This is a genomic window from Salmonella sp. NW722 (assembly GCF_051702785.1).
Lineage (GTDB): Bacteria > Pseudomonadota > Gammaproteobacteria > Enterobacterales > Enterobacteriaceae > Salmonella > Salmonella enterica.
Window position 1 is genome coordinate 254139 of sequence record NZ_JAMMIN010000004.1, and the last position, 13090, is coordinate 267228.

The 13090-nt window shown below is 55.3% G+C and carries 12 protein-coding genes and 1 other annotated feature; of the genes, 3 read left to right on the top strand and 9 right to left on the bottom strand.

What is annotated here, in order from left to right:
* Window positions 1-175 precede the first annotated feature (175 nt).
* Window positions 176-1852 carry a YbaL family putative K(+) efflux transporter gene (gene ybaL, locus NA330_RS11540; protein ID WP_000546202.1) on the top strand — a complete coding sequence of 559 codons (1677 nt, stop codon included), beginning with the start codon at window positions 176-178 and terminating at the stop codon, window positions 1850-1852.
* A 48-nt stretch (window positions 1853-1900) separates the two neighbouring features.
* Here ybaL and gsk read toward each other — a convergent pair whose 3' ends face one another.
* Window positions 1901-3205, bottom strand: a complete 1305-nt coding sequence (gene gsk, locus NA330_RS11545) for an inosine/guanosine kinase (protein ID WP_000671592.1) — start codon at window positions 3203-3205, stop codon at window positions 1901-1903.
* A gap of 152 nt (window positions 3206-3357) precedes the next feature.
* Between gsk and aes the strand changes: the two genes are divergently transcribed.
* Entirely contained in the window at window positions 3358-4329 is a 972-nt protein-coding gene (gene aes / locus NA330_RS11550) for an acetyl esterase (protein WP_001748996.1), read from the top strand.
* Here aes and hemH read toward each other — a convergent pair.
* The 8 genes from hemH to NA330_RS11590 all read right to left on the bottom strand — a co-directional run bounded on the left by hemH (window position 4326) and on the right by NA330_RS11590 (window position 12491).
* On the bottom strand, window positions 4326-5288 hold the full coding sequence (gene hemH / locus NA330_RS11555; RefSeq protein ID WP_023195374.1) for a ferrochelatase: 963 nt from the start codon (window positions 5286-5288) through the stop codon (window positions 4326-4328). The two genes, aes and hemH, sit on opposite strands and share 4 nt — an antisense overlap.
* Before the next feature lie 228 nt (window positions 5289-5516).
* Window positions 5517-6161, bottom strand: a complete 645-nt coding sequence (adk, locus tag NA330_RS11560) for an adenylate kinase (RefSeq protein WP_001220237.1) — start codon at window positions 6159-6161, stop codon at window positions 5517-5519.
* A 241-nt stretch (window positions 6162-6402) separates the two neighbouring features.
* Complete coding sequence (htpG, locus tag NA330_RS11565) at window positions 6403-8277, bottom strand: molecular chaperone HtpG (protein ID WP_023241810.1); 1875 nt, start codon at window positions 8275-8277, stop codon at window positions 6403-6405.
* Window positions 8278-8387: 110 nt separating this feature from the next.
* Window positions 8388-8993, bottom strand: a complete 606-nt coding sequence (gene recR, locus NA330_RS11570) for a recombination mediator RecR (RefSeq protein WP_023194514.1) — start codon at window positions 8991-8993, stop codon at window positions 8388-8390.
* The gene (locus NA330_RS11575; RefSeq protein ID WP_000467098.1) at window positions 8993-9322 is read right to left on the bottom strand and encodes a YbaB/EbfC family nucleoid-associated protein; all 330 of its coding nucleotides are present in this window, start codon (window positions 9320-9322) and stop codon (window positions 8993-8995) included. Before NA330_RS11575 ends, recR begins: the two co-directional genes overlap by 1 nt.
* A gap of 45 nt (window positions 9323-9367) precedes the next feature.
* Entirely contained in the window at window positions 9368-11296 is a 1929-nt protein-coding gene (dnaX, locus tag NA330_RS11580) for a DNA polymerase III subunit gamma/tau (protein WP_023241808.1), read from the bottom strand.
* Window positions 9971-10035 (bottom strand) — a sequence feature (DnaX frameshifting element). It overlaps the preceding gene by 65 nt.
* A gap of 113 nt (window positions 11297-11409) precedes the next feature.
* Window positions 11410-11961: an adenine phosphoribosyltransferase gene (apt, locus tag NA330_RS11585; protein WP_000127350.1), complete on the bottom strand. Its 552-nt coding sequence runs from the start codon at window positions 11959-11961 to the stop codon at window positions 11410-11412.
* Window positions 11962-12113: 152 nt separating this feature from the next.
* The gene (locus NA330_RS11590; protein WP_001189860.1) at window positions 12114-12491 is read right to left on the bottom strand and encodes a DUF454 family protein; all 378 of its coding nucleotides are present in this window, start codon (window positions 12489-12491) and stop codon (window positions 12114-12116) included.
* Between the two features lie 68 nt (window positions 12492-12559).
* Between NA330_RS11590 and priC the strand changes: the two genes are divergently transcribed.
* Window positions 12560-13087 carry a primosomal replication protein N'' gene (priC, locus tag NA330_RS11595; RefSeq protein ID WP_001575715.1) on the top strand — a complete coding sequence of 176 codons (528 nt, stop codon included), beginning with the start codon at window positions 12560-12562 and terminating at the stop codon, window positions 13085-13087.
* Window positions 13088-13090: the final 3 nt, after the last annotated feature.

Sequence of the window (13090 nt, forward strand, 5' to 3'; positions counted from 1 at the left end):
TCCTGATGCCATCTTGCTTTGTCCATCTCATACTTATCACTTTTACGTTCCGTGCTCTTTTTGCCTTCAGATCGTATCTTTTTATAAAACACAACCATTTTTTATAAACATCCTGATTGAAATTGTCATAAACTATTACCCGGAGTTTTGGAGTCCAGCAACCAAAGGAGACGGAATGCATCACGCTACCCCGCTTATCACCACCATTGTCGGCGGCCTTGTGCTCGCTTTTATTCTCGGCATGATTGCCAACAAATTGCGTATTTCTCCACTGGTGGGATATCTGTTAGCGGGCGTTCTGGCGGGACCTTTTACCCCGGGTTTTGTTGCGGATACCAAACTGGCGCCGGAGCTGGCGGAGCTCGGCGTGATTCTATTGATGTTCGGCGTCGGGCTGCATTTTTCGCTGAAGGATTTGATGGCGGTAAAGTCTATCGCCATTCCCGGCGCTGTCGCTCAGATAGCGGTGGCGACATTGCTGGGTATGGCGCTTTCCGCCGTGCTGGGATGGTCATTAATGACCGGCATCGTTTTTGGGCTTTGTCTGTCTACCGCCAGTACCGTCGTCCTGCTGCGCGCGCTTGAGGAGCGACAACTCCTTGATAGCCAGCGCGGGCAAATCGCCATCGGCTGGCTGATTGTCGAAGATCTGGTGATGGTGCTGACGCTGGTCTTGCTGCCCGCCGTTGCCGGCATGGTGGAAAAAGGCGATGTCGGCATAGCCTCGCTGGCAGTCGATATGGGGATAACCATTGGTAAAGTGGTGGCGTTTATCGCCATCATGATGCTGGTCGGACGCCGCCTGGTGCCGTGGATTATGGCCCGCAGCGCCGCCACCGGCTCGCGCGAATTATTTACCCTTTCCGTACTGGCGCTGGCGTTAGGCATTGCGTTTGGCGCGGTAGAACTGTTTGACGTCTCTTTTGCGCTGGGCGCGTTCTTCGCTGGAATGGTACTTAATGAGTCGGAACTGAGTCACCGGGCGGCGCACGATACGTTGCCGCTGCGCGACGCCTTTGCCGTCCTGTTTTTTGTTTCCGTCGGCATGTTGTTCGATCCGTTAGTCTTGATTCAACAGCCGCTGGCGGTGTTGGCGACGCTTGCCATTATCGTCTTTGGTAAATCGATCGCTGCGTTTTTCCTGGTGCGTATGTTCGGCCACTCGCCGCGAACCGCGCTGACCATTGCCGCCAGCCTGGCGCAAATCGGTGAGTTCGCCTTTATTCTCGCCGGACTCGGCATGGCGCTCAACCTGCTGCCGCAGGCGGGACAGAACCTGGTGCTGGCAGGCGCTATTTTGTCGATTATGCTTAATCCCGTACTGTTTACCCTGCTGGAGAAGTATCTGGCGAAAACCGAAACGCTGGAAGAGCAAACTCTGGAAGAGGCTATCGAAGAAGAGAAGCAAATTCCGGTGGATATCTGTAATCATGCCCTGCTGGTGGGTTTTGGCCGCGTAGGCAGTCTGCTGGGAGAAAAATTACTGGCGGCGGGGATTCCGCTGGTGGTTATCGAAACGTCCCGTACCCGCGTGGATGAACTGCGCGAACGCGGGATTCGCGCCGTGCTGGGCAACGCTGCTAACGAAGAAATCATGAATCTGGCGCATCTGGACTGCGCTCGCTGGCTGTTATTGACCATCCCCAACGGTTACGAAGCCGGTGAGATTGTCGCCTCAGCGCGGGAAAAAAGTCCTGATATCGAGATAATCGCCCGCGCGCACTATGATGATGAAGTGAAATATATTACCGAGCGGGGAGCTAATCAGGTAGTGATGGGCGAGCGAGAAATTGCCCGGGCGATGCTGGAACTGCTTGAAACGCCGCCCGCGGGTGAAGTCGTCGCCAGTTAAGGGTTTGCCGGGCGGCCCGATGCGCGCAGCGCCATCGGGCAAGACAGATTAGCGATCCCAGTACGACTCTTCCAGGCTGTCCTCACGCTCCGGCAGCCCGCGTGTCAGACGCGGAGAATGCTGGTTCAGTACCTGATAACTGACACGGTTAGCATATTTACACACCTGCGCCAGCGACGAATAGGTCAGCCAGGTGAATTTGTGCTTACTGGAGTTCGGTACGTTGCTACGATGGTAACTGTTCGCCGTAATATCGTGCAGCAGCGCCGCCAGCGCGCCATCGCCCGCGCCGTTGGTGTTCATGATTTTTTCCGGCCCGCCCATATACGGCGCAATATGCGAATAAACGCGTAGCGGATTAATACAATCTTTATGGCGCATTGCCCGGCTAAATTCATACTGGTTAAATTCAGCAATAGCCCCCGGCAGCAGCGGATGCTGGGTTTTACGTTTTGCTTCCTCTTCGGTGAAGCCCGCCATATATAACCCTATCGGTCCGGCGGTGCATAACACCAGGTCGACCCAGTCCAGCGCCTTATCCGCCGCCAGCAGCGGGTCGTTTTCGCCGGTCAGCGCTTCCGCTTCTTCTTCATTCATTGCCAGAATCGAGACATTCTCTTTGAGAAACGCCTGCCACCACTGCGGATTATCGGCGATCACAAATTTGGTGCCCAGCGTCATGACAACCGGCACGTTATGCTTTTTCGCGTATTCGATCGCTTTCATCGTCGCGTCAGGCATCGGTTCGCCAGGCTTACAGCGCACCAGATATGAGGTCAACACCAGCGCAGAAGCGCCAGCGATCACCGCTTCCGGAATACTTTCCGCCCGTAGCTGATTCATATGGCCGGGGCTGATAGCGAAGGTACGCTCGCCGGATTCGCCAATCAGCGTGAAACAGCGGCCAATCGGGCCATCTACCGCTTGCAGATAATTCAGGTCGGTACGGCTGGAAGTATTACACAGGTAGCGATAAGCGTAGCTGCCAATCTCAATGTTGCTGCACATCACGCCCAGTAACACCGAACGGTCATCCGCCAGTACCGAGTAATTGTGCATCGTATTGCCTATGGTGCCGCCAGCAAACTGATGGGTGATCAGATTTTCCCGCGTCAGTTCCTGATACAGCTTCTCCGCCACCTCGTCTTCTATCACCAGAGAATGCCCGGCGCTTAATCCATAGCGTGTAATAAAATCGTCATCCACTTTCGCCTCAATATCCACCAACGTCTGGTCGATACCGACGACCCAGGAGGCGTTGGTTTCCTGTTCTGGCTGAATTTGTTGCAACAACGGGTCACGCGCATTGACGGGAAAATAGTGTTTGGATTTACGTTTACCGGGAAATTTCATGATTGTGCTTACGGATGAATAACGGAGCGCTGCATGGTAGCACATTCCCCCTGCTGCGCGCGACGGACGATGGCGTTTCAATATCGGACGACGAGATCGCAGTTTCTCCAGCCGCGTTTTTTACAATGGTTCACTTTCACAAGGAGCGTTTTATGAAGCCGGAAAATAAAATTCCCGTACTCACCCGACTGTCTGACGAAATGAAAGCCGTCGTAAACTTCCAGCAACCAGGCCTTCCCCCCTGGCCTGCCGATGGCGATATTGAGACCCAGCGTCAGTATTATCTTCTTGAGCGCCGTTTCTGGAATGCCGACGCGCCGTCCATGACCACCCGCACCTGCGTCGTCCCTACGCCTTATGGCGATGTAACAACCCGGCTCTACTCGCCGCAGCCGACCAGCCAGGCCACCTTATACTATCTGCACGGCGGCGGATTTATCCTCGGTAACCTGGATACGCATGACCGGATAATGCGTCTGCTGGCGCGTTATACCGGCTGCACCGTGATCGGCATTGATTATTCGCTGTCGCCGCAAGCGCGTTATCCACAGGCCATTGAAGAAACCGTCGCGGTATGCAGCTACTTCTCTCAACATGCCGATGAATACTCGCTCAACGTGGAGAAAATCGGTTTCGCCGGGGATTCCGCAGGCGCCATGCTGGCGCTTGCCAGCGCGCTCTGGCTACGTGATAAGCACATTCGCTGCGGTAACGTTATCGCGATTCTGTTGTGGTATGGGCTGTATGGGTTGCAGGACTCGGTAAGCCGCCGTCTGTTCGGCGGCGCATGGGACGGCCTGACGCGTGAAGATCTGGACATGTACGAAAAGGCCTATCTGCGTAACGATGAAGATCGGGAATCGCCCTGGTATTGTCTGTTTAATAATGATCTCACGCGGGATGTGCCGCCCTGCTTTATTGCCAGCGCGGAGTTTGATCCGCTCATTGATGACAGCCGCTTGCTGCACCAGACATTACAGGCGCACCAGCAGCCCTGCGAATACAAAATGTATCCCGGCACACTGCACGCCTTCCTGCACTATTCGCGAATGATGACAATCGCCGACGATGCCTTGCAGGACGGCGCGCGATTCTTTATGGCGAGGATGAAGACACCGCGTTAACGGTACGGCGCCGTGAGTTTCAGCATCATATCAATATGTTCCGGCGTCGCGTTCAGCGCCGGAATGTACGCATATTTTTTACCGCCCGCTTCAAGGAAAATCTCGCGGTTCTGTTCCGCTATCTCTTCCAGCGTCTCCAGACAATCCGCGGCAAATCCCGGACACATGACCTGAATATGGCCAGTCCCCTTTTCACCCAACATTTTTAGCGTTTCATCGGTGTACGGCGTCAGCCACGGTTCACGGCCAAAGCGCGACTGGAACGTCATCATTACCTTTTCCGGCGGCAGTCCCAATGCGGAAACCAGTTCGCGCGTGGTATCGCGACAGCGCTGCGGGTAGTCATCGCCTTCATCCGCATAACGTTGTGGAATGCCGTGATAGGAGAGCAGAAGTAAATCCGGCTCGCCGTGTCTGGCGAACGACTCACGCGCGCTTTTCGCCAGCGCATCGATATAAGCGCCGTCATCCGCGTAATCGCGAATAAATGAGATACCGGGAATACGACGTTTACGCGCCAGTATCCGCCCCAGTTCGTCCCAGACTGCGCCCACCGTTGAGCAAGAGTATTGCGGGTACAACGGCAGCACGACGATATGGTCGACGTCGCTTGCTAACAGTTCATCGACAGCGCTTTCCAGCGAGGGCGAGCCGTAGCTCATCCCCAGCGCGACGGGCGTGTCTGGCAACCGCGCGGCCAGCGCCTGTTGCTGTTCGCGGCTATATACCATGAGCGGCGAACCGCCATCCATCCAGATAGATTGATAGAGTTTCGCGACGCGCGGCGAACGCAGCGGTAAAATAACGCCACGCAGCAGCGGCCACCACAGCAGACGAGGAGTATCCACCACGCGTCTGTCGCTTAAAAATTGTTTCAGGTAGCGCTTTACCGCTTCAGGAGTTGGGGCATCTGGCGTGCCAAGGTTAGCCAGCAGGATACCGGTTTTCGTCTGACGCATTGCCGCCTCTTATCTATTCAAATTGTTGATAATTGTAGCGGAAAAGCGATAAAGAAGAACTAATTGCTGCGAGAGGTAAGACGAGAATTTGCCGAATGGCGCTAACGATACCAGCAGGCCGGATAAGGCGTTCAGGCCGCCATCCGGCACCGATTGCCTGATGGCGTTACGCTTATCAGACCTGTGGGATAACAGCAGGCCTGATAAGCGGTTCACTACGCGAAAAAATTAACCGAGGATTTTTTCCAGCGCTGCGCGCACGTCGGCAACGGCCTGCGTACCGTCAACTTTAGCGTATTTGGTGTTGCCCGCTTCCGCTTCTTTCTGGTAGTAGCCAATCAGCGGCGCGGTCATCTGATGATATTCCACCAGACGTTTGCGAACGGTCTCTTCCTGATCGTCTTTACGGGTGGTCAGATCTTCGCCGGTGACGTCATCTTTGCCTTCCACTTTCGGCGGATTAAACTTTACGTGGTAAACGCGGCCAGAGGCGGCGTGTACGCGACGACCCACAATACGGTCAACGATCAGTTCGTCCGGTACGTCGAATTCCAGCACGTAATCCACGACAATACCCGCTTCTTTCATCGCGTCAGCCTGCGGGATCGTGCGCGGGAAACCGTCCAGCAGAAAACCGTTACGGCAGTCTTCCTGGGCGATACGCTCTTTAACCAGCGCAATCACCAGTTCATCGGTCACCAGTTTACCGGCGTCCATGATATCTTTCGCCTGTTTGCCCAACTCGGAGCCTGATTTCACTGCGGCGCGCAGCATATCGCCAGTGGAGATTTGCGGAATACCATATTTCTCCATGATGAACTGAGCCTGAGTTCCTTTACCCGCGCCCGGAGCGCCAAGCAGAATAATACGCATTACGAAAATCCCCTCAAAGGTTGTCGATATTTTTTAAAAAGCGCTAAACGATACCACCATCACGCATTTCGCTCAAGGAAGCCGCCTGATGCTGAAACGGTTAACGAAGAGAAATCCAGAAAAGAGAAGGTATTATAAAAAATGCCGGATGGCGCTGGCGCTTATCCGGCCTACAAACAGTACCAGTCCGTAGGCCGGATAAGATGCTTCGCGTCGCTATCCGGCAATCAGATGAGCGTTATCAGGACACCAGCAACTGGTTCATACGGCGGATAAACTGGTTCGGATCTTCCAGCGTACCGCGTTCAGCGAACAGCGCCTGATCCAGCAGCAGCTCGACCCACTCTTTAAACTGCGCTTCATCCTCGGTATCGGCAGTGCGTTTAACCAGCACATGATCCGGATTGAGCTCAAAGATGTATTTCACTTCCGGCACGGACTGACCGGCCGCGGCGAACAGTTTCGCCATCTGGGTGCTCATTTCATCCGCATCGGTGGTGACAATCGCCGGCGTGTCGGTTAAACGGTGCGTCAGACGCACCTCTTTCACGCGATCGCCCAGCAGGGTTTTGACACGCTCCACGAACGGCTCAAGCGCCTTTTCCGCTTCTTTCGCATTTTCGTCGACTTCATCCGCCAGTTTTTCGATGGACTCATCGGCTTTAGCGACCGACTGGAATGCTTTACCGTCAAACTCGGTCAGGTAGTTCATCATCCACTCGTCGATGCGATCGGAGAGCAGCAGCACTTCGATGCCTTTCTTACGCAGCAGTTCCAGGTGCGGGCTGTTTTTCGCCGCCGCATAGCTGTCTGCGGTGATGTAGTAGATTTTTTCCTGCCCTTCTTTCATCCGGGAGACGTAATCTTCCAGCGACACGGTCTGGGCGGAAGAGTCCGTATGGGTGGAGGCAAAGCGCAACAGTTTAGCGATCGCTTCCTGGTTGGCGTGATCTTCCGCCGGGCCTTCTTTCAACACCAGACCGAACTGTTTCCAGAAGGTTTGGTATTTTTCCGCGTCATCTTTCGCCAGTTTTTCCAGCATTTGCAGGACGCGTTTGGTCAGAGCGCTACGCAGATTACGCGTTACCGTGCTGTCCTGCAGGATTTCACGGGAGACGTTCAACGGCAGGTCATTAGAATCAATCAGGCCGCGCACGAAACGCAGATAGTTCGGCATGAACTGCTCGGCATCGTCCATAATGAACACGCGCTGTACGTACAGCTTCAGACCATGTTTGTGATCGCGGTTCCACAGATCCCACGGCGCCTGCGTCGGGATATACAGCAGGCTGGTGTACTCCTGCTTACCTTCCACGCGGTTGTGGCTCCAGGTCAGCGGATCGGTGAAATCATGCGCGATGTGCTTGTAAAACTCGTTGTACTCGTCGTCTTTAATTTCCGACTTGTTGCGGGTCCACAACGCCTGAGCCTTGTTGATTTTCTCCCAGGAAATCACGGTTTCGCCGTCTTTTTCTTCCCGTTTTTCAATCTCTACCGGCAATGCGATGTGATCGGAATATTTACTGATAATTGAGCGTACGCGCCAGTCATCAAGGAATTCATCTTCGCCTTCACGCAGGTGTAAGGTGATTTCCGTACCACGGTCATTTTTGGTGATATCGGCAACGGTGTATTCGCCTTCGCCTGCCGATTCCCAGAACACGCCATTTTCCGGCTTGTCGCCTGCCGCACGAGTACGTACGGTCACTTTATCGGCCACAATAAACGCGGAGTAGAAGCCTACGCCAAACTGACCAATGAGCTGGCTATCTTTCGCCTGATCGGACCCCATTGATTCGAGGAAAGATTTGGTGCCGGACTTGGCAATGGTGCCTAAGTGGTCAATCACCTCATCACGATTCATCCCCACGCCGTTATCGGCAATGGTCAACGTACGCTTATCTTTATCGAAAGAGACGCGCACACGCAGCTCGCCATCTCCTTCATACAGGTCCGGGTTTGACAGAGCGCGGAAACGCAGCTTGTCCGCCGCATCTGAGGCGTTAGAGATGAGTTCACGCAGGAAGATTTCTTTATTGGAATAAAGAGAATGGATCATCAGGTGCAGAAGTTGTTTAACTTCTGACTGAAAACCACGCGTTTCTTGTCCTTTCATGTGGATAGACCTCAACAATGCCATTTTTAATGGTAAAAATACGTTGAGGGTGAGATGGGGACAAGCGGGTGTGATTTCAAGCGGAGGCCGCGAATGCCGCCTCCGTTTGTTCAGAAAATAATCTTATGGCGTCCCGCCAGCGAGTGGGACAGCGTCGTACCGTCGACCATCTCCAGTTCGCCGCCAACCGGCACGCCGTGGGCGATACGACTGGCTTCGACGCCGGCCTCCGCGCACAGCTCGGCAATATAGTTCGCGGTAGCCTCCCCTTCAACCGTCGGGTTGGTCGCGAGGATCAGCTCACTGATTTTTTCTGACGCCAGCCGCTGTTCCAGACGATCGAGACCGATATCATCCGGCCCGATGCCGTCCAGCGGCGACAGGTGGCCCATCAGCACGAAATACCGCCCGGAAAATTGCCCGGTCTGCTCAATGGCGTAGATATCCGCAGGACTCTCCACCACGCAAATCTGGCCGTTTTCCTGACGCCGCGGGTTCGAGCAGATATTACAAACCTCCTGCTCGGTAAAGGTGCGGCAGTCGGCGCAGTGGCCGATTTCCGACATCGCCCGGGTCAGCGCCTGCGCCAGGCGCATTCCGCCGCTGCGATCGCGCTGCAACAGGGTAAACGCCATCCGCTGCGCCGACTTAGGGCCAACGCCCGGAAGGCAGCGCAACGCTTCCATAAGCTGAGTTAACAGCGGACTGGTTTGCATCAGAATGGCATCTTAAAGCCTGGCGGCAGTTGCATACCGGAAGAGACGGAAGCCATCTTCTCTTTTTGCGTCTCTTCAATGCGGCGCGCCGCATCGTTGAAGGCCGCAGCGACCAGATCTTCCAGCATCTCTTTGTCATCTTCCAGCAGGCTTGGGTCAATTTCCACGCGGCGGCAGTTATGCGCGCCGTTGATGGTAACCTTCACCAGACCCGCGCCGGATTCGCCGGTCACTTCCAGCTGCGCAATCTCTTCCTGCATTTTCTGCATTTTTTCCTGCATCTGCTGGGCCTGTTTCATCAGATTGCCCAGACCGCCTTTTCCAAACATAAGCTCTCTCTCTTGATGGTTCACAATCGCAAGCCGGGCTTACGATCAAATGGGGCGGATACTCTCTTCATCCAGCTCGGCGTCGAAGAATCGACGCAGCGTCTGAATGTTATTATCCGCAATAATTGACTCACGCGCTTGCGCGAGTTTCTCTTCATAAATGGCCTGACGCCATTCCAGCGGCGTACGCACCGCGGGATTATCATCTTCAACGATGGTCAGTTCAACCGTCGTTCCCGTCAGATCGCTGAGCGCTTGCGCCAGCTTTTGCTGCGCGCCGCTGGAATTGAGGTGCCGCTGCGTCGAGCGCAGATGCAGACAAACCGCGTTGCCGTTCTGCTCCTTCCAGGCATTAAGCGCCACCTGCTCCACCAGCTTAGGCAAAGAAAGCTGGCTTACCTGCGCCGCCCACGGATCGCGCTCAATCGCTTCCGCCGCCAGTTTAGCCGCCAGCTCCGGCGTTTTTTCATGCTCCAGAGCTTTCTTAAGCGCTTTTGGCGTAGCCACCACTTCTTTGGTTTGCACTACCGGCGTGGTGGCCTTCCAGCGATAAGCCTCTTTCTTTACTGGCGCCGTTTCCAGCGCAGACGGCGCCGGGCGAGCCTGTACGCGCTCCGAAACCGAGGCCAGCCGCTCCAGCGCAGAGTTATTCACCGGCCGCGCGCGGGATGCGGCTGCCGGTTCACTCTTTTTTGTTTTGGTTACTCCCTGCGCGCGCTGTAGCTGATTGCGCGCCGCCAGCACCTGACTGGTAGACGCCGGCAGCGGCGCTGGCGATGTCTGCGGCGCGGGCACCGACGGCTGCTGCAGCTGCGGCGGCGTCATTACCGCCGTTGGGGCCACGGGTGCAAAAGACTGCCGCGGCGTTTCAGGCTCCGGCAAGGGCATACGCGGGTGAAACGCCAGCGCACGCAGTAACGTCATTTCAACGCCCATCCGCCGGTCCGGCGCCCAGGGCAATTCTTTGCGACCAATCAACAACGTCTGATAGTAGAGCTGAAGATCGCCGGGAGGCACCGTCCGGGCAAGTTCGCGCATCCGTTGCTCGATAGCCGCCCTATCGCTGCCTAACGCGGCAGGCGAAAGTTGCACCATCGCAATACGGTGCAGCAGGCTAAGCATTTCGACCAGCAGCGCTTCCCATTCAATACCGCGCGCCGCCGCCTCGTTGATAAGCGACATGACGCGTTCGCCGTTAGCGTCAACCACCGCCTCGACTAATGACAAAGCCTGGTCGTCGTCCAGCGTACCGAGCATGGCGCTTACCGCCTGCGTCGAAACCTGCCCGTCGCCGCTGGCGATCGCCTGGTCAGTCAGACTTAATGCATCGCGCAGGCTGCCGTCAGCCGCACGTGATAACAACTGCAACGCGCGGGGTTCGTGAGCGATATGTTCCTCATTAAGAATATGCTCAAGCTGATGGCGAATCTGTTCAACATCCAGCGCTTTGAGATGAAACTGTAGGCAGCGCGACAAAATGGTCACCGGCAGCTTCTGCGGATCGGTGGTCGCCAGTAAAAATTTCACATGCGCTGGCGGCTCTTCAAGCGTTTTAAGTAGCGCATTAAAGCTGTGGCGCGACAGCATGTGGACTTCATCGATCAGATAGACTTTAAAGCGACCGCGCGCAGGCGCGTACTGGACGTTATCCAGCAGGTCGCGGGTGTCTTCGACTTTGGTACGCGATGCGGCGTCAATCTCAATGAGATCGACAAAACGCCCCTGCTCAATTTCCCGACAGTTATCGCAAACGCCGCACGGCGTCGCGGTAATACCGGTTTCGCAGTTCAGCCCCTTCGCCAGCAGTCGGGCGATAGAGGTTTTACCGACGCCGCGCGTGCCGGAAAAAAGATATGCGTGATGAATGCGCCCTAACGACAAGCCGTTCGCCAGTGCGGTCAGCACATGTTCCTGGCCGACGACGTCAGCAAAGGTTTGTGGGCGCCATTTTCTGGCTAAGACCTGATAACTCATTGGCAGGCTCTGAAACGCTGGAAGGTGGATTCATAGAAGGGTAATGCTAACACAACCTCGCCGATACAGCGAGGTTGTCTCTCTGGCTAAAATAGCAGTGTGGATAGCCTGAATCAATGCCCTGGAAACGGCACCAGGCTGTAACAGGTAATCCCCTGCTTTTCCAGACGCTGCTCGCCGCCTAGATCGAACAAATTGATGATGAACGCCGCATCGGTGACTTTCCCGCCCAGACGACGGATCAGCTTCACGGTCGCCTCAATGGTGCCGCCAGTCGCCAGCAGATCGTCCACGACCAGCACGTTGTCGCCAGGTTTAATCGCGTCGACATGGATTTCCAGCTGATCGGTGCCGTACTCTAATTCATAGGTCTCGGCAATAGTTTCACGCGGTAATTTGCGCGGTTTACGTACCGGAACAAAACCAACGCCCAGCCCAAGCGCAACCGGCGCGCCAAACAGGAAGCCACGCGCTTCGGTGCCGACCACTTTGGTGATACCCGCATTTTTATAACGCTCAACCAACAGTTCAATACTGAGCGCGTAGGCTTTCGGGTCTTCCAGTAAGCTGGTGACATCACGGAAAAGAATGCCCGGTTTCGGGTAATCCTGAATGCTTTTGATGCTGTTTTTGAGAAACTCAAGCTGCTGTGCAGTCGCGGTCATGGATATATGCCTGCTAAGTACGGTGTTACTCACGGCGCAATACTTTTCGGTCAGGGGTAACGCTCGGTTACTCTTTGACCGCCTGCGCCTGTGCTCGAAAACGGTCGAATTTACTGGCTGTGAACGACAATTGCAACAGCGATTCGTGTGCTTCAGCGCTTTTGTTGCTTTTCATCAATCACCGGTATCCGCCACATAAAAATCAGCAGACAGGCCAAAATAACCAACAGCAGCACCCGCACCCACATCATATTCACCAGCCACAGCGAGATACCAAAGGTCAGCAATATCAACGCGATCGCTCGCGGTTTCGCTCCCGGCGGCATGGCCCGATAGCGCTGCCAGTGGCGCAGATAACCGCCAAACCATGAGCGGTATAACAACCAGGCATGGAAACGCGGCGACGAGCGGGCGAAACACCAGGCCGCCAGTAAAATGAACGGCGTAGTCGGCAACAGGGGCAAAACCACGCCCAATGTCCCTAATACTACCGCCAGCCAGCCAATGATGATTAAAATAGTACGTTGCATAATGCGAATCGTTATCAAACAGAAGGCTACTGTAGCACAGCCTGTCTTATTTTCATCGGGGTGTTGAATTGAAAACCGCTATGCTGTTACAGACGCTGGAAGAGAGGCTGGCGACGCTACGCCAACGCTGCGCGCCGCTGGCGCAACATGCGACGTTAAGCGCGCGCTTTGACCGACATCTTTTCCGTACCCGCAGTACTCTGTTGCAGGGATATCTGGAAGAGGCTGACGCCAATCTCGCCGCGTTGCGTCAGGCGGTAAAACATGAGCAACTGCCGCAAGTCGCCTGGCTGGCGGAACATCTGGCTTCGCAACTGGAGGCGATATCGCGTGAAACCGCCGCCTGGTCGCTGCGCCAGTGGGACGCCGCCGCGCCAGGGCTTGGCCGTTGGCAGCGCAGACGAATACAGCATCAGGAGTTTGAACGTCGACTACTGGCGATGACACAGGAGCGCAAAATTCGTCTGGCGCAGGCGACCGGCCTTGTCGAACAACAAACGCTGCAAAAGGAAGTCGAGATCTATGAAGGACGGCTGGCGCGCTGCCGACATGCGCTGGAGAAAATAGAAAACGTACTGGCGCGTTTAACCCGTTAATCC